The organism is Zestosphaera sp. (assembly GCA_038727705.1).
In the GTDB taxonomy this organism is placed as follows: domain Archaea; phylum Thermoproteota; class Thermoprotei_A; order Sulfolobales; family NBVN01; genus Zestomicrobium.
This window is the reverse complement of sequence record JAVYVJ010000001.1, coordinates 112,723-130,033: the sequence shown is the minus strand read 5'-3', so window position 1 is coordinate 130,033 and position 17,311 is coordinate 112,723. Positions and strand designations below refer to the sequence as shown.

At 53.7% G+C, this 17,311-nt stretch carries 16 protein-coding genes; 5 read left to right on the top strand and 11 right to left on the bottom strand.

From position 1 onward, the window contains the following. Positions 1-42: 42 nt before the first annotated feature. From QW772_00690 to eno, 10 genes are all read right to left on the bottom strand, one after another. Complete coding sequence (locus QW772_00690; protein ID MEM0037442.1) at positions 43-678, bottom strand: V-type ATP synthase subunit D; 636 nt, start codon at positions 676-678, stop codon at positions 43-45. Beyond that, positions 650-2,092 carry a V-type ATP synthase subunit B gene (locus QW772_00685; GenBank protein ID MEM0037441.1) on the bottom strand — a complete coding sequence of 481 codons (1,443 nt, stop codon included), beginning with the start codon at positions 2,090-2,092 and terminating at the stop codon, positions 650-652. The genes QW772_00690 and QW772_00685 overlap by 29 nt, the downstream gene beginning before the upstream one ends. Further along, on the bottom strand, positions 2,085-3,848 hold the full coding sequence (locus QW772_00680) for a V-type ATP synthase subunit A (protein MEM0037440.1): 1,764 nt from the start codon (positions 3,846-3,848) through the stop codon (positions 2,085-2,087). Before QW772_00680 ends, QW772_00685 begins: the two co-directional genes overlap by 8 nt. Positions 3,849-3,852: 4 nt before the next feature. Continuing rightward, on the bottom strand, positions 3,853-4,197 hold the full coding sequence (locus QW772_00675) for a V-type ATP synthase subunit F (protein MEM0037439.1): 345 nt from the start codon (positions 4,195-4,197) through the stop codon (positions 3,853-3,855). Further along, a complete protein-coding gene (locus QW772_00670) occupies positions 4,178-5,149 on the bottom strand; it encodes a hypothetical protein (protein MEM0037438.1) in 972 nt (323 codons plus the stop codon). Before QW772_00670 ends, QW772_00675 begins: the two co-directional genes overlap by 20 nt. Before the next feature lie 4 nt (positions 5,150-5,153). Beyond that, positions 5,154-5,750, bottom strand: a complete 597-nt coding sequence (locus tag QW772_00665; GenBank protein ID MEM0037437.1) for a V-type ATP synthase subunit E — start codon at positions 5,748-5,750, stop codon at positions 5,154-5,156. Positions 5,751-5,767: 17 nt separating this feature from the next. After that, positions 5,768-6,265, bottom strand: coding sequence for an ATPase (locus QW772_00660; GenBank protein ID MEM0037436.1), 498 nt, complete (start codon positions 6,263-6,265; stop codon positions 5,768-5,770). A gap of 74 nt (positions 6,266-6,339) precedes the next feature. Further along, positions 6,340-8,367, bottom strand: a complete 2,028-nt coding sequence (locus QW772_00655) for a V-type ATPase 116kDa subunit family protein (protein ID MEM0037435.1) — start codon at positions 8,365-8,367, stop codon at positions 6,340-6,342. A 1-nt stretch (position 8,368) separates the two neighbouring features. Further along, positions 8,369-8,668 carry a hypothetical protein gene (locus QW772_00650; protein MEM0037434.1) on the bottom strand — a complete coding sequence of 100 codons (300 nt, stop codon included), beginning with the start codon at positions 8,666-8,668 and terminating at the stop codon, positions 8,369-8,371. A gap of 107 nt (positions 8,669-8,775) precedes the next feature. Then, entirely contained in the window at positions 8,776-10,056 is a 1,281-nt protein-coding gene (gene eno, locus QW772_00645) for a phosphopyruvate hydratase (protein MEM0037433.1), read from the bottom strand. 179 nt (positions 10,057-10,235) lie between these two features. Here eno and QW772_00640 point away from each other — a divergent pair, with 179 nt between their 5' ends. The 4 genes from QW772_00640 to QW772_00625 all read left to right on the top strand — a co-directional run bounded on the left by QW772_00640 (position 10,236) and on the right by QW772_00625 (position 15,871). Next, a complete protein-coding gene (locus QW772_00640) occupies positions 10,236-10,952 on the top strand; it encodes a CdvA-like protein (GenBank protein ID MEM0037432.1) in 717 nt (238 codons plus the stop codon). Positions 10,953-10,976: 24 nt separating this feature from the next. Beyond that, positions 10,977-11,846, top strand: coding sequence for a hypothetical protein (locus tag QW772_00635; protein MEM0037431.1), 870 nt, complete (start codon positions 10,977-10,979; stop codon positions 11,844-11,846). A 30-nt stretch (positions 11,847-11,876) separates the two neighbouring features. Further along, the gene (locus QW772_00630; protein ID MEM0037430.1) at positions 11,877-13,025 is read left to right on the top strand and encodes an ATP-binding protein; all 1,149 of its coding nucleotides are present in this window, start codon (positions 11,877-11,879) and stop codon (positions 13,023-13,025) included. 269 nt (positions 13,026-13,294) lie between these two features. Beyond that, entirely contained in the window at positions 13,295-15,871 is a 2,577-nt protein-coding gene (locus tag QW772_00625; protein MEM0037429.1) for an adenosylcobalamin-dependent ribonucleoside-diphosphate reductase, read from the top strand. Between the two features lie 63 nt (positions 15,872-15,934). Here QW772_00625 and QW772_00620 read toward each other — a convergent pair whose 3' ends face one another. Beyond that, the gene (locus tag QW772_00620) at positions 15,935-16,717 is read right to left on the bottom strand and encodes a thioredoxin family protein (GenBank protein MEM0037428.1); all 783 of its coding nucleotides are present in this window, start codon (positions 16,715-16,717) and stop codon (positions 15,935-15,937) included. Between the two features lie 90 nt (positions 16,718-16,807). On the opposite strand from QW772_00620, the gene QW772_00615 reads away from it, so the two are divergent. Further along, positions 16,808-17,230, top strand: a complete 423-nt coding sequence (locus QW772_00615) for a hypothetical protein (GenBank protein MEM0037427.1) — start codon at positions 16,808-16,810, stop codon at positions 17,228-17,230. The last annotated feature ends 81 nt before the right edge of the window (positions 17,231-17,311 follow it).

Here is a 17,311-nt window from a genome sequence, read left to right as displayed (position 1 = left end):
TTTTGAAAAACCCTCCGCTGATACGCCTCAGTAAGTCCTCACCTACCGCTGAGTTCGGTGTTCCAGTATCCGCTTAATCCTCTTCCTCCTTACCTTGTCCTCCCTCTCCCTCTCCTCGAACTTCATACCTAAGTACCTTATGGTGGCTCTGAGTCTGGGGATAGTGATGTTCTCCAACGCGTTCACCTTCCTCTTCACCTTCTGAACCTCCCTACCAACCTCAATCATGGAGATCTCCACTTCAGCGAGCCTGAGGACGTCCCTCACCAACTCTTCATAGCATTTGCTAGTGTCTTCTAGTGTGAGGGGGTACACGCTGTAGTCGTACTTCCCCGCCGCCACCTCATACTCCAGTAGAGGCAACCTCACGCCGGCGACCACCCTAGATCCCATAACCACCTTAGAGTCCACTACTCTGGATCTGGTGAACTCTTCAACGACCCAGGGGGGAGTGTACGAGGTGGTCTTCACGAACTCCCTACCACACCTCACGACCTCTTCATGGACCTTCAACCTGTACTCGATAGCCTCCCTATACAGTGAAACCAGCTCTTGAGTCAGTATGAGTAGCCTGTCCCTAAGCACTCTATGGAGGCGTCGGGCGGTGGCCAGCCTCCGCTTAAGCCTAATGAACTCTATCTTAGTAGGCCTAGCCAGCCTGAGTATCTGTTGCGACACTACCCCTCACCGGCGACCTGTACTTCGGGTGGTACCTCCTAATATTCTCAACGCTCACCAGCTTCAACTCCTCCTCAGGTAGTGAGGAGAGGACTTCCCACGCCAGGTTGAGCGTGGACTCCACATCCCTCCTCTCGAACTCACCCTGCTTAACGAACCTCCTCTCGAAGAGATCGGCAAAACTCAAGTACTTCCTGTCCCTCTCGCTTAAGGACTCAGCACCAATTATCGCGGAGAGCTCCCTCAGGTACTGACCCTCCGTGTAGGCAGCTATCAACTGCATGAAGACCTGGTAGTGATCCTCCCTAGTCTTCCCAGGCCCTATACCGTCCTTCATCAGCCTCGACAACGAGAGCAGGACGTCGACCGGAGGGTAGATCCCCTTCCTGAACAGGTCCCTGGAAAGGACTATCTGACCCTCCGTTATGTAGCCGGTCAAGTCAGGTATCGGGTGGGTTATGTCGTCGTCAGGCATCGTGAGTATGGGCATCTGAGTGATCGAGCCCTTCCTGCCAGTCACCTTGCCAGCCCTCTCATATATGGTGGCGAGGTCGGTGTACATGTAACCCGGATACCCCCTCCTCCCAGGCACTTCCTCCCTAGCCGCCGAGAGCTCGCGTAAGGCTTCACAGTAGTTAGTTAAATCGCTCATTATCACCAGCACATGCATGTCATGCCTCCAGGCAAGGAACTCGGCTGTGGTTAGGGCTACGCGTGGGACCGCGATCCTCTCAATAACAGGTGATGACGCCGTGTTAATGAATGAAACAACGTTCTCCACGTTCTTGGCCCTCTTAAGGGATTCCATGAAGAAGTAGGCCTCCTCATGAGTAACCCCTATAGCCGCGAAGACCACCGCGAACCTCTCCCCCCTCCCTCTAACAGAGGCCTGCCTGACTATCTGGGCAGCTATCCTGTTGTGGGGTAATCCGGCCCCGCTGAATATGGGCAGCTTCTGGCCCCTTACGATTGAGAATAGAGCGTCTATAGCGGATATGCCGGTCTCTATGAATTCCGACGGCGGCTCCCTCATAGCGGGGTTCAGTGGGGCGCCGTTAACGTCCATCCAATCCTCAGGTATTATGTTGGGGCCCTTATCCAGCGGATTCCCCAGACCGTCGAAGACCCTCCCGAACATGTCTAAGGAAACGGGGATCTTAAGCGTCTCCCCCTTAAATCTCACCTTAATGGCCTCTACGTTAACCTCACTGACCCCACCGAACACCTGGATGACGCAGAGATCCCTACCCACATCTATGACTTGGCCCACCCTCGACTCACCGTTCGGCAGGATCACCTCAACGACTTCATTGTACTTAATGCCCTCAACAGACTTGACTATCAGCAGAGAGCCCCTAGCACTTAAAGCCCTCCTAATCTCCTTAACACCCAACCTGAGAACCGTCCTAACCACCCCTCAAGGAATTAAAGTAGCTCGTCAAATCCCTGACCAGCGCCTCGTAGAAGTTTTTAAACTCCTCATTACGCACCTCCTTCATCCTGGCGATACGGGATATAATGGGGGACTCCCTAACCCTGCTCAAGGGGATGCCGTCGCCCAACGCTTTAGAGGCGCCCTCGTAGAACTTAATTATTAGGTCAAGCATTAGAACACTCTTCTCGGGGGAGCTGTAGGCGTCCACCGAGTGGTACGCACTCTGCTGTAGAAAGTCCTCCCTAATCATCTTAGCCACGTCCAGGAGCAACTTATCGGAGTCGGGAAGAGCCTCAGGACCGACCAGCCTGACTAACTCCATGAGCTCCGACTCCCTCTGCAGGATCCTCAAAGCCTCACCACGCAACCTTAACCACCCGCTGAACTCACGCTCCCACCAGGTAGCCACAGTATCAACATATTGGGAGTAACTCAACAACCAATTAATCGCTGGGAAGTGCCGCCTGTTAGCCAGCGAGACGTCTAAAGCAAGCAACGTGCCCACATACCTGAGGGTGTTCGTAGTTACGGGCTCGCTGAAGTCGGCGCCGGGCGGCGAGACCGCCCCCAAGAGAGTTAACGAGCCGGACCTCTCAGGACTCCCCAACGTAACCACTCTGCCCGCCCTCTCGTAGAACTCGGCCAAGCGGGATCCCAGATAGGCGGGGAAGCCCTCATCACCGGGCATCTCCTCAAGCCTGGCGCTTATCTCCCTCATGGCCTCTGCCCAGCGGGAGGTCGAGTCAGCAACCATCAGCACATCGTAACCCATGTCCCTGAAGTACTCACCTATAGTAACCCCGAGAAAGACGCTCGTCTCCCTGGCGGCCACAGGCATGTTGGAGGTGTTAGCTATGAAGACCGCCTTCTCGGAGAGGGGTCTACCTGAAGACGGGTCTGTCAGCCTCCTGAAGCTGTGCAACGCGTCAGCCATCTCGTTACCCCTCTCCCCACACCCAACAAATATGTTGACTTGAGTCCTGCTCCACTTAGTTAGCGTGTGCATCAAAACCGTCTTGCCGCTTCCGAAACCTCCAGGCACTGCCGCCTTACCGCCCCTAGCTATAGGGAACATTATATCCAAGACCCTAGTCCCGGTTATAAGGGGTTCCACAGGCTCTAGACGCTGTCTGTACGGCCTAGGCTTGCGTATAGGCCACCTGCTCATGAGACTCACCTCCTTCGTTGTGCCACCACCCACGTCCACCACAGCGATCAAGTCCTCAACAGTGTAGTCCCCGTCCTGAACGATCTCCTTCAAAACGCCTGAGACTCCTGGAGGGACCATGATCTTATGCTGTAGTATCGGCGTCTCCTGCACGTAACCTAATACATCACCGCTTTGGATCTTATCACCCGCCCTGACGTTCGACCTCCTGAAAGCCCACTTAACGTCCCTAGGCAGGGCCGGCAGCTTAACACCTCTGCCTATGAAAGCGCCCGATAACTCACCGATAACTGAGAGCGGTCTTTGAAGACCGTCATACACCTTGCCAACTATCCCCGGACCAAGCTCTGCCGACAGGAGCCCTCCAGTGCCCTCCACAGGCTCCCCCACCTGAAGCCCCGACGTGTCTTCATAGACCTGAATAAACGCTCTGCCGCCCTGCAGCCCTATAACCTCGCCGATGAGCCTCTCCTCACCGACTAAGACAACCTCGTAGACCATCGACCCCTCCATACCCTCAGCCACTATTAAGGGACCTGAAACCCTAATCACCCTGCCTCTAACCATCCCCTCACACCTCAACACTAACGCCTAAATACGATTTAACCATACGTGAGTAATAATCCTTCACATCTATCTGAGGGACCTCCTTAAGACCGGGTATGAAGACCACCAGCTGCTCCCTGCTCACTCTCTCCACCTTATCTATTATTAAATCTCTGAACCTCTGCTGAATCACTATAACGCCCACAGAAGGGTCCCCGTAAAGCCCTGCCAGAATTTCAGCGAGCTTCTGCTTGACGTTCTCCGAGCTCTCGACCTCCACAAGCCTCCTGACCCCCGCAAGCTTGAAACCCTCCAGGAAGCTCAGCTCGCCAACCACCACCACGTCCTTCCTACTTGGGAAGCGACTCATAGAATCTTGCCCACCCCGCAACCTCCTCCTGAATTACGTCGACCGGATACCCGGAGGTAATCAAGTAAATAACTTGGGAGAAGGTCCGCAATTCCCAGTCCTTAAGCAGGATGTAATGAAGCAAGGTCTCAGCCGACGGCGGCGCTGCCCTCAGCAGGTTGTGGCACAGGATCGTAGGGAAGGCTGCAAGCAGAAACTCGAGCGCATGCGTGTCCGAGGAGGAATTGGCTAGAACCCCCCTCTGCGTAGGTGTCAGAGGAGTCAGAACACTCGCTAAATCACGCCCCTCCCTCAGAGCACGCCTCAAGGAATGCTTAAGACCCTCAAACCTCTCAACACAACCTACACACTCCAAAGCACGGGTGGATACCCCCAGAGCCTCAAGCGCAATTCTAAGCTCCCTAAAGTATGACTCAATAAGCTCCCCGACCAGCTTGTGGATATCTAAATCACCAACTCTAAAACCCCTGTACTTCCTGAGGGTTTTAACTATGAAGTCAGCTCCAACATACCCCCTCAGGACGGGGAGCAAACCATCAACTTCGGCGACACCCCTCAACGTCCTGGCGGTCTGAGGGCTTAAGTACACGACATCCTCACTGCCGGCGCTCAGGACCCCTGCAAGATCGTTCAAGACGTACCTGCCTACGTGAAGGTTGATCAGCCTCGACACGCTGTCTGAAGGCTTGATCAGGCGGATCTCATCCCTCACAAACCCCTCCCAACATCTAAGTAACCTGCTGTAGATGGTCGGACGCGGTAGGGGGGATTCGCCGTGAATTTCCCTAGCCATGCACGAGCTGATGTCGAGATCCTGCAGGGACGCCAGAAAGTCCGTGAAGGTGCGTGCCACGAGATCGCTGAGCCTGCCCACCAGACTCGGGCTTAGGGTCTTATGCAGGCGTAGCTCCACATGATTGAAGAAAACTTCATCATTGACCGTCCGAAACACAGCGCTAGCCTCCGAAGATCTCCCCCCTCAACCTCCTGTAGAGGTAGGGGGTGACTCTCTCAAGCCTTGTCAGATACGTATTGTCCACACTTAATGAACCGTTGCCGAACTCCACGACCACGCCCCCCACGTATCTAGGGTGCAGCAACCCGACCTCCTTAACCCTGCCCTCAATGCCTAATTCCTTCACAACGTCCCTGACAAGCGGTAGATCCCTCTCAACCACCATCAACCTCATCACCTGCTCGGGCGGTCCCTCCTCAATACTTTCTCTAACCAGCGTTCTCAGAGACTTCCTTCTAACGTCTTCAGAGATCAATGCAAGCCTTTCCAAGGCATCGCGAATTAAGTCCTCAACCAACTTATTCTTGAACTCAAGCAACTCCATATTGAGCTTCATCGACTCCTCGCTGACTTTCTTAGACAGCTCGTCCCGCAACTCCCTCAGCTCAGCCTCCCTAGCAGCATTAACCCGTTCCGCGTACTCCCTAGTAGCTTCCTCCAAGATCTTCCTGGCCTCGGCCTCAGCGCTCCTCAGCAGGCCCTCGGCCTTAGCCCTTGCCTTCCTCAAAACCTCCTCCCTAAGACTTTCTAGGCTCATCCCCGGCCAACCACACCTCAAATAGGTGATGCAGAGACCAGCAGAATCAGGAGATAGCCTAAAACCATGCCAAGAATCCCCAACATCTCAACGTAGGCGGCGAGAATTAACGAGGGCACGAGCATCCTGCCCCCAGCCCTCGGCAGTTCAACTATTCCTGACATGCAGATCACCCCCTGATACCAGGCCGAGAAAAGCTCCGCGGCCATCACGAACAGCCCCACACCTAGGAAAGCACCTGCCTTAGCCCAAGTCATCTCGGCAATGCCGGGCATGACGGATGTCAGGGTGAGTAGGGCGAATATAAGGCCGTAGAACGTCTGCGTCATCGGGAGGGATGAGAGAATGAGAACTAATTTGAAGGTGCCTGGATCCTCGGATATCACTGAAAGGCCTGCTGAGGCGGCTTTACCTATCCCTATCGAGGAGCCGGCCACACCCCCCGCGACGCCTAACACAGCTCCCAGCGACGCTATGACCGAGGGACTGAAAAGAGACGTGATGTCTGCGGACATGGGGTCACACACACCTCACTGCTTAATAAACGAGGAACCACTTTTAAGTCTTAATCAAGCCCTGCCATGCTTCACTACCTGACCCTCCCTATGGGGACGTGCCTGTCCACCTTAATGGTAAAGGGCGTGAACTCGGACCCGTTACCCTCATACCATTTAAGCAGGAACTCAACGAAACACAGCCTCATCGAGTGGACAAAACCCCCTATAGTCCCGAAGATCAGGTTAAACGCGTTCATGAACAACACGACCGCAAACATCAGCAGAAACCCTACAAGGGGTCCTACGATCGGCGCGACCCCCGAGAAGTACTCCAGTATGCCTAAGGACAGCCTGTTGAAGTTGGCCGCCATCACGTACGTCGCTATCCCCAGACCAGCTATCCTGGAGTAGGATAGGACGTCGCCAAGGACCCCCGTCAAGTTGAAGATCCACATGAAAAGCCCGACACCCCCCATCTGCTTGACGGTGCCCGCTATCATGAGCAGAACCCCCGCGAGTGAAGCGTAGAGCATGTAGGTATACCACTCAGGACCTAACACGAGCAAGTCGTACCGGAGGAATTCATGGAGTACGTACGGTATGCTGAAGACCTCCGCCACCAACAGACCAGACTCGCTCAACACCCTCCCCACATCACCTGCTTTCACGCCGACGAGGAGTGAGAGGGCGTGACCCACGTTTATGTGCACTAACCCTATTATCAACGCGAGAATCAGGAAGAACATGGGGTCAGACAGGTTCAGCAACGAGGGTACTAGCATTGACTCAGGCCTGACCCCACTGGCAACTACGAAGCAGATGACTCCATTCCTGAATGCTATTGAGTAGCCGGCGAAGGTGTTCGAGAGCACGCCGAAGAACGTGGCAGATGCAGACAGCACCGTCATCATCCTCTTCAACGCTACGTAGCCGGGTGAGTACGGATTATCCACGAAGCCGCTCCTGTCGAGCACGTACCTAATAATGAGCAACAGCACCAACCCGTAGACTGCGTCAGCCATCATCAAGCCGAAGAAGACTAGGAAGGAATACGTCAGGATTGGCGTAGGATCCCACTCACCAGGTGAGGGCACGCCGTAGAACCTGGTCAGGAGCTCGAACGGTCTGAAGAACCTCAAGTTCCTCATTTTAGTGGGCGGTTTCTTATCTGTTGACACACCCACCATCAAGTACGTCCCGACCTCGGCACTGAGCCTGCCCTTAAGTACACTCAGGGAGCCTTCAGGGATCCAGCCCTCCATGGCCAGGAGGTACTCACCACTGGCTGCGTTGAGTAATGCGTTGAGTCGCGACTCAACGACCTCCTTAACCACCTTAGCGAGTGCTAGGAGCTCCGCGTTCCTGCCTAAAATATCTCTAAGGTCTCTATCAATCTTAGACAGCAAGTCCCTCAAGTCATCAACCCGCCTGCGCAGTTCAGTCATGTAATCGTACAACGGGATTTCCTGCTGAGGGAACTCGAGAACCTCAGCCTTAACTTTAGCGAGCGCCTCACCAACCTCACTCAACATCCCCGTGAGTCCTATCAGCATCACTATGAATTCCCCGTCGACAACGCCATACACGACGGTTAGGTCCTTAGGCAGTGCAGTGAGGAGGCCCTCTAAGTCCTGCGCCCTACCCACAGCCACAAGCGAGAAGAGAATTTCACCGGTAAAGGAGAGCTCTGAGACCTTGACCGCACTCCCGATCCTATCCTTGAGGAACTCTAGGACCTTAAGCTGCCTCAAGCACGTGTTAATGTCCGAGACCGCGCGTTCCCTGTTTTTCACGAGGTTTTCTATCTCCTCGTAGACCTTGCCCAGCCTGACGAGGACGTCGTCCAACGTGTCCTCAAGACCCTCAACACTTAACTCCCTTCTCACATCCACAATCGTGAAGTCGTAGTGACCCTCAAGAGAGTTAATCAGGTTCGAGAGCGCACGAACCCTCTCAAAACGTTCTGAAAGCGCTTTTCGGTCCTCCTCACTCAACTCACCCACGACCTCTACATGCATGACGCCGAGGCTCTGCAGGAGGGCCAAGGCCTTACCGCTCAAGTCCTTAGGCACTAGTAGCCTAAGGTAGTGAAGTCTCTCGGGCGTCGAGAGTAACAGCATTCTATATCTCCCTTAAACCAGTCACGATCTCCACTATCTCCTTAACCAGGCTGTCCCTCCTCTCAGTGAACGCCTTCACTATTCTGGCCCTCCGCTCTTCAGCCGAGGACCTCAGGTCCCTCAACCTAGCTTCAAACTCCTCCTCGAGTCTCCTCCTCTCCTCCGGCGTGACCAGGTTGACCAGAGGCCTGGACCTCAGCCCCTCAGCCTCGCTCTTAGCACTACTTAATATCTCCTCGGCCTTAACCTTAGCCTCCTCAACAATCCTCCTAGCCTCCTCCTCAATCTCGCTGATCGACACCGCTACCCACCCTCAAAAATTCCGTGGACTACTATGTAGATAATTAGGCCCCTCCCTTTAAATAACTTGCAGGGGGATACAGCCTTAATCCCCGTGAAGCTTCAGGACTACTTAAACATCCTGTCCTTCAGGAAGAGGGCAGTATCACCCAAGTAATCCTCGATTCTGAGCAGCTCGTTGTACTTGGCTGTCCTCTCACCCCTGGCAGGCGCGCCCGTCTTGATGAGGCCGGTCTCCAACCCAACTGCTATATGGGCTATCGTGTTGTCCTCCGTCTCACCGCTCCTGTGGCTGATTATCGCTCTACCACCGTTCGTCAGGAGGGTTCTCACAGCGTCCTCCGCCTCCGAGTACGTGCCGATCTGATTCACCTTAACGATGGCGCCGTCTATAAACCCCTCCCTGAGGTACTCACTGATCAAGTCCTCCCTAGTCACCGTAAGGTCGTCACCTATCACTAGAGCCCTACCTCTGACAGCCTTCCTCAGCTCCCCATACATAGTCGGGGATTCCTCGTCGAAGGGGTCCTCCAAGTATGTTATCGGATACCTAGACACCATATCCAGGTACATCTCCAGCAACTCCTCAGCGCTTAAGAGCCTCCCGTCAACACTGTACTTACCGCTTGAAGCGTCGAAGAACTGGCTTGCCGCAACGTCTATCCCTATAAGCACGTCGCCACCAAGGACATATCCGGCCAGTCTGACCGCCTCCGCCAACGCGTTCAGAGCCTCCTCAACCCTTCTCATCGGCGGGGCGAACCCCCCTTCATCGCCGACGTTAACTGCGTTCGAACCGTATTTACCTTTAAGGAACTTCTTGAGCCCCCAATAGACCTCAACCCCTATTCTTAGGGCCTCACTAAACCTGTCAGCGCCTACCGGAATCACCATGAACTCCTGAAAGCTTAACTCATTGCCGGCGTGGGCCCCACCGTTAATTATGTTCATGAGCGGCGTCGGCAGTAGCCTCGCTTTAAACCCCCCTATGAAGTTAAAGAGCGGGATCCCCATCGTGTCGGCAGCGGCTTTAACACTCGCTAGCGATGTGGCGACGCACGCGTTACCCCCAACCCTAGACTTATCCTGGGTCCCGTCACTCTCAACGATCTTCCTATCAACGAGCCTGTAGTTTGAGGAGTTAAGGCCCGTCAGGGCGGGTGCCAGAACTTTGTTGACAGCCTCAACAGCCTTAAGAACACCCATACCTAGGAACTTAGATCCACCGTCCCTCAGATCCACGACCTCCCTCCTCCCCCTTGAAGCGCCGGCAGGGGCTATGGCCCTGCCGTACCCGCCGCCCTCAGTAACCACGACAACCTCGACGGTCGGGTTACCTCTCGAGTCAAGCACTTGAAGACCCTTAACATAATTAATGTCGAACTCCATACACATCCCCAAGCAATACAGCTCACCGCAGTAATAAATACGGAGGCTATAGCGGGGAGCAGTCCCTGAAGGATCCCTATGCGGCTCTCTAATCCTACGTAGGCTACGGGGATTCTTTGAGGCCCCCACCCTTTTAAGTAATTCTATTGAGGCAGTAATACTGTGAGGTGTTGAACGCCGTGGCGGTTGGCCTGGATCAGATTGATAAATTCGTCGGTCAGGTGATTAAGGATGAGTACGGTAGGGTCCTCGGTAAGCTGATGGCTATATTCAGCAACGTCTCGGGCGAGGTTGAGTCTCTCGAGATAGTAATCAATGACGCGTTGTATGAGAACGTCCCAATTACCAGGGTTAAGCTAACGCCCGACGGCCCGGTAGTGGTGCACGAGTGGAAGGTGTTAGCCCTAAGCACTGAGAACAAGCTGGACAGAGTTAAGAGGAGGCTAAGGGCTACTGAGGAGTTGTTCAGGAAAGGCTCCATCCCCGCACACGCGTATGAAGAGCTGAAGAGGAGGTTGGACAGCGAGTCCAAGATGCTTAAGGATGAGGTCAGCAAGGTTAAAGAACTCCTCAGAAGGAGGGCGGGCGAGTTGGAGGACACGATAATACGGCTGGAGAAGGACTTGACTAACATGCAGATCCTCTACATGAGCAACGAGATAAGCGATCAAGCCTACAAGGTCGCTTCCGACGTGCTCAGAAGCAACAAGGCCAAGGCACTGGATGAGAAGAGGGATGCGGAGAAGCATTTGGATTTGATCGCGAAGCTCGAGACCGAGGCGGGCGAGATAAGACCTGTGAGTGAGGCTCCAACCCCCGCATCCTTGGTTAAGCAGCAGGCAGACCAGGTGAGGGTTGAGCAACCCATACAAGTTCAGGTAGTCGACGTCTCGTAACAACAGCGAGGGGAGGAGTGCGGCTTGAGCGTTTTTAGTGAGGGTGGGGGTGTGATGAAGTGGCTTTCAGGACTACGCACGCTGTTCAGAGGAGAGTCTAGGGTAGATCCGAAGAAGTTCATCTCGCTACTCATAGTCCACGTCGACTCGGCAAAGCAGGAAGTATCTGATGCGGTGGCTAGACTGAAGAGCAGGTACGACCACCTAGTTAAGGCAACGATCTCCGCCAGTGTGGGCAGGGAGAACGACAGGGCGCTAATATACGCCAACGAAGCCACGCAGGTGAGGGAGATGACCACTAAGCTCGTCGTGGTGGAGAAGGTCCTCGAGCAGGTGAAGCTCAGGCTCGAGACCTTAGAGGACGTCAGCAACATATCGGCGCCGCTGATAGAGGTCTCCAACCTACTCGTCGTCGCTAAAGACTACGTTAAGGATCTAGTGCCGAACCTAGCTTACAACATAGACACCTTAATCAGTGAATCCCGGAAGGTCATAGCGTCGACGACCGACTATGCGAGAGTGAAGCCGGAGGACGTGATAGAACATACGCCTGAAGCCAAGAAGCTGCTTCAGGAAATAGAGAAGGCGGCCGCAGAGACCATAAAGTCGCAGATGCCTGATATACCCGTCGACATACTGCTGCCGATTAAGGTCAGAGGTAATCTGGAGGAGAGGGTTAAGAGGGAGGCTGAGAAACTGCCTGAAGCGAGCAGGCATCAGGAGAGGCCGAAGGCCGTTGACCAGAGCATGCTCGAGAAGGCTCTGCTGGAGTACATAGCGACCCACAACGGTTTCGTCGATGTGAACCACTTCAAGGACTCACTGGGCGTCAGCAAGGAGGAAGTCTACAAAGCATTGAACAGGCTGCGTGAGCAGAACAAGATAATCTTCTAAGGTTTTAGAGGGGGAAGGGGTGGTTGATTAGTGAGTAGCAACTCACTACCTTATCTAGAGAATATTGCGAGGCACTACGCCATACAGGCTGTGATGAACGATAGGGAGGGGAACTACGGGGAGGCAGCGAAGAACTACAGGAACGCCATAGACGTCCTAGTCAAGATAATACAGCTCTACCCTGAAAACCCGCTGAACGCCATATACAAGGACTGGATAAAACAGTATCAGAAGAGGATAAAGGACCTGGAGAACTTTAGAGCCTTACCGCTATCCACCTCCGGATCAGCCAGGGAGGAGAGCCCTGACGACGAGATAGAGGCCCTGGTGGTTAAGGATAAGCCTAACGTGCGGTTCAACGATGTGGCGGGCTTAGACGACGTTAAGAGAGCCCTCTACGAATCAATAATCTACCCCACTAAAAGACCCGATCTCTTCCCTCTAGGGTGGCCTAGAGCACTCCTCCTCTACGGACCGCCAGGCTGTGGTAAAACCTACGTGGCGGCGGCGGTCGCTAACGAGATAGAGGGAGTCTTCATTCACGTTGACGCAGCATCCATAATGTCTAAATGGCTCGGCGAGTCAGAGCGTAAGGTCGCCGCACTCTTCAACAAGGCTAGGGAGATCTCAGCGCGCGATCAGAAGCCGGTGATAATATTCATAGATGAAGTCGACTCACTCTTCGGCACCTTCAGTAGCGAGATAGGCGGTGAGGTCAGGGTGAGGACTCAATTCCTTAAGGAGATGGACGGCCTCCAGGATAAGGGGAGCGCTCAGAAGCTGGTCTACGTGATAGCGGCCACAAACAAGCCTTGGAAGCTTGATGAGGCCTTCATAAGGAGGTTCCAGAAGAGGATCTACGTGCCGTTGCCGGACAGGGAGTCAAGGAGGCAGCTACTCAAGCTGTACACGTCGTCGCTGAAGCTCTCCACCGACGTGGACCTGAATGAGCTGGCTGACACTATGGAGGGCTACACTGCAAGCGACATAAGGGACATAGTGATGAGCGCACATCTAAGGACTGTGAGGGAGTTCTTCTCTAAGGGAGACGGTTCAGGGGATCCGAGGCCGATAGGTAAGGAGGATTTCATAGAGGCTCTCAAGGAGAGGAAGCCAAGCGTTAACAAGGAGTTAATCAAGGTATACGAGACCTGGGACTCTAAATTCAAGGCAAGCTAGCATCGGATCCGATCCCAGATCCCGCACACAGTATTACCGTTCCTGCCCTACAACGAGTGAGTTGAGGGGGAGGGTCAGCCCCCCTCGAGTGCGAAGCATACAGCTTCACGCCCGACCTCATACGTACCATCATTACCCACCCCTCGGGAAGACCTGATGGTATGGGTCTCAACACGAATGTAATACAGGTTAACATTGGGGTTAGGCTTTATCTATTCCTAAACCTTTTAAGAAATAGGAGGAGAGTAATAAGGTTCGGTGAATCGAGTTTGGAATCTTTGAAGGTGGTTAAGAGGAGCGGGGGTAGTGAGGCTTTCAAGCTAGACAAGCTCACAAAATCAGTGCACCTAGCCATGAGCTCAGCGGGGTTCAGCGACCCCTCCAACGCGGCGACAGTCATAGACGAGGTAATAAACGAGGTTCTAAAGAACCCGGAGGGACTCACCACAGTAAGGATAGCGGATCTGGTCGAGAAGGTCCTGATAAGTAAGGTCGTTGTTGATCCTAGGTATGAGCTGGCTGCACGTAACTACGTCCTCTCAAGAATCTACAACGACGTGTTCGGTAAGAACGGCTGGACTAGCTTTAATCCTGAAGACTCTAGGATGAGTTACTACTCACTAAGGGTTCTGGCAAGCAGATACCTGATGAAGAACCCGTCCAACGGCAGGTTCCTCGAAACGCCGAAGACCCTCTTTGAGAGGGTTGCCGGGCACATATCTAGTGCCGAGGCCCAAGACCGTGAGAAGTGGTTCCGCGAGTTCTACAGACTGCTGAGCGAGTTAAGGTTCATCCCTAACTCACCGACGCTGATGAACGCCGGCACCAAGCTCGGCATTCTGTCAGCATGTTTCGTCCTTCCAGTTAGGGACTCCATGGTGACGCCCGAGGGGGAAGGAATATATGACATCGTAAGAGCTCAGGCCATAGTCTTCCAGCAGGGCGGCGGCACTGGCTTCTCCTTCTCAGAACTCAGGCCTGAAGGGGATGTAGTCTCCTCCACCGCCAGCGTGGCTTCGGGACCTCTCTCGTTTATGAGACTCTTCGACGTAAACACGGATGTTGTGAAGCAGGGTGGACGTAGAAGAGGGGCTAACATGGGGGTTCTCCACGTATGGCATCCCGACATAATGAAGTTCATCAGGAGCAAATCAGGGGAGCTTAAAGACAGATCCCTCCAGAACTTCAACATATCGGTGGGGATGTATGACTGGTTCTTCAAGCATATGTCGGAAGGAAGGCCAATACCCCTGATAAACCCCCGCAAGACCTCAATAGATGGGAGCAGCGATTCAAGGAAGTATGCAGTCGTGTGGGCAAGGCACTACATGGACGAAGAGTGGGTTCAGGAGGTTATAGTGGATGAGCTCGAGGCGCACGGAGGTTCAATACCCCTCGATGAGTCGCTCATAATAACCTGGGATGAGGCGCTAGCTATAGCGGAGAGCGAGAACGCTATAGTCGGCTGGGAGGATCCGAAGGCCATGTTCCAGGAGATAGTTAAGAACGCGTGGGATTCCGGAGACCCCGGACTTCTCTTCATAGACACTGTCAACAGGAGACACCCGACATGGTATGTTGGTAAGATAAATGCTACTAACCCATGCGGTGAGGAACCGCTCCTGGAGTGGGAGTCATGCAACCTCGGGAGCATCAACCTGGAGAAGTACGTGCAATACGTTGACGGCAAGCCAACGATTGACTGGGCCGGGCTGGGCCGCGACGTGATGGTCGCTGTGAGGTTCCTAGACGACGTGATAGACGTTGCTAAGTGGCCCTTACCCCAGCTGGAGTGGGCTGCCAGACGTACTAGAAAGGTTGGCCTAGGCGTCATGGGATGGGCGCACATGCTCATAACGCTAGGCATCCCCTACGACTCTGTCGACGCCCTCTATCTAGCATACTATTTGAGTGAATGGATTGCATATAACGCATACAGAGCCTCCGTTGAGTTAGCTAAGGAGAAAGGCCCCTTCCCAGTCTGGAACCCTAAGCTCTACCGACCTTTCTGGATCGCCGCGAAATCCTTCGATGAGGTACTCAGTGCTGCAGGCGTTGATCTCATGACGTCCAACAACGTTAGAGCGATAGTTGAAAGCAGACCAGCAGTCGATTGGAACCAGCTCCGTGAGGAGATGATTAGGTACGGGCTTAGGAACGCAGCACTGCTCTCGATAGCACCTACCGGCACCATATCAATAATAGCTGACACCTCATCCTCAATAGAGCCTATCTTCGCTCTAGCGTTCACCCGTGTGGTGACGGTCGGCACGTTCGTGGAGGTCAACAACTTGTTCCTAAACAGTCTTAGGGAGTATGGGCTCGATAATCCAGAAGTGATAAGCCTGATAACCGAGTCCGGTTCAGTCAGGCATAATCCATACATACCTAGGAAGCTCAGGGAGATATTCGTGACAGCACACGACGTGGAGCCGACCTGGCACGTCCTCCACCAGGCTGTGTGGCAACAGTGGGTCGACGCGGGCGTGAGCAAGACGGTGAATATGAGGGCTGAGGCAAGCGTCGACGACGTGAGGAACGTCTACATGCTCGCCTGGAAGCTTGGTTGTAAAGGTATAACGGTGTATAGGGATAAGAGTAAGTCGCAACAAGTGATATACTTTGGAGCTAAACTCACACGCAGGATGGCCAGGGAGAGGAGAATGGAGGGCGTTGGGGAGCCGGCAGAGACCCCGCGTAAGGGTGATGAAGCGGGGGAGGAGGAAGTGAAGTCCAGCGAACCGCTGCCAGAGGCCGGGAGGAGACCTCAGGTAAGGTACAGGATCTCCTCGAGATACACTCTTCAGGAAGGTGAGGCTGGAGACTGCTACACATGCGGGTACTGAAACACCTGACACGAAATACCTCATAAGTCAGCTGAATTGAGCCGGCGGGGAAGATGTTTCAAATCACTGCCGCTCCGCGTTCTCCGACTCCTTACTCAGTTCCTTAAGTATTCTCATGTATTCTTCCTTCTTCGCCCTCTTCAAGTACTCCCTGTTTGAGTGAGCAACTATCCTCTCCAACAACTGATCCTCGTAAGGCACCCCCACAAACTCAACCTCCTCGTTTATCGCTATCATGGGGACTGAAACAACCCCGTATTTATCTGCTATGTCAGGGTTCTCGTACGCCTCAACCACATTGGACGTCACTACCTTATTCCCGGCCCTGAACGACTCGAAGGCGAACATGTTAGCTAGCAGTGCAGCGTAGGGGCAGTAGGGGCAGGTAGGAGTCACAACCACGTCCACCTGTACAGGACCTCTCAGCTTGGATATCTCCCCAGCGGTCTGTGCGCTCAACCCTGAGTCACCAGTGCTTAACCTGATTACAGTCTCTATGAAGCCCCTTAGCTCCTCACCCGCCGGCATGCCGAGGTACTTAATGAAACCGTCAAGCATCGCTATCGTCGGAACTCTTGAGATCCCGAATTTCCTGAAGAGGCCTTCCTCATCAGCCTCCCTCCTGACGAGGACATGCCTCACGAGCCTGGCCCCACTGGCTACGGGGCTGGCGTTAGATATCACGTCGATGAGCCTCACAGTATTGGCACAGTACCTACACTTGCTGTCGACGAACGTGTAGACGTCGACAGGGTTTCTCATGTCCTTCAGGGTGGCCTCAAGCTCCTCCACATCCTCCTTACTTAATCTAACCCTGAACATTTCGTCAACCCACTCATAGCCCATCTCTCACACCCTACTTAATCACTGAGCAATCGCTGATTATAAGTCTTGCTTAATAATACTTAATATTAAGGACTCCACGCTTAATAGGTAGTGAGCGCCGTGGAAAGGGGTGTCAGGAGATTCCGTGGACTCTGTTTTCGAGAAAGAATGTGCTATGAGTGCCTAGCAACGGTAGATTTGGAAAACGAGACCCTAACCATAAGACTGGGCTCTGAGGTCAGAGGGGTCCTCGTCAAGGTCAGAGGAGGGCTCTCGCTAAACATGCTGAAGACGTTGAGCACTGTCAGAGGCGTTCGCGGTATAACCATTAACCTACATGAGATTGGTAGCGTGAGGAAATATCAAGTAGACAGTGAGAGAGCGGATCTGAAAGAGTACTTCAAAGCGAGGATTGAGGGGAATCTCTCGTTCGTGGAGCTGACTTACGGCGGTGAGGAGATAAGGATATTAATGAACGACAACGACGCCGTTAGATTCGAGAAACTTATAAATAGGTTGAGGGTTAAGGGCTAAATCCCTCTCAACCGCTTAGGGTCTAACGATGAAAGACCTCAAAACGATATCGGGGTTCGTGTCCACACTATAGAGAAAGCG

Excerpts from the sequence above, each read along its gene's own strand:
- QW772_00660 (MEM0037436.1), bottom strand. The coding sequence starts at position 6,265 with ATGTCCGCAGACATCACGTCTCTTTTCAGTCCCTCGGTCATAGCGTCG.
- QW772_00620 (MEM0037428.1), bottom strand. The coding sequence starts at position 16,717 with ATGGGCTATGAGTGGGTTGACGAAATGTTCAGGGTTAGATTAAGTAAG.
- eno (MEM0037433.1), bottom strand. The coding sequence starts at position 10,056 with ATGGAGTTCGACATTAATTATGTTAAGGGTCTTCAAGTGCTTGACTCG.
- QW772_00655 (MEM0037435.1), bottom strand. The coding sequence starts at position 8,367 with ATGCTGTTACTCTCGACGCCCGAGAGACTTCACTACCTTAGGCTACTA.
- QW772_00675 (MEM0037439.1), bottom strand. The coding sequence starts at position 4,197 with ATGAGTCGCTTCCCAAGTAGGAAGGACGTGGTGGTGGTTGGCGAGCTG.
- QW772_00680 (MEM0037440.1), bottom strand. The coding sequence starts at position 3,848 with ATGGTTAGAGGCAGGGTGATTAGGGTTTCAGGTCCCTTAATAGTGGCT.
- QW772_00665 (MEM0037437.1), bottom strand. The coding sequence starts at position 5,750 with ATGAGCCTAGAAAGTCTTAGGGAGGAGGTTTTGAGGAAGGCAAGGGCT.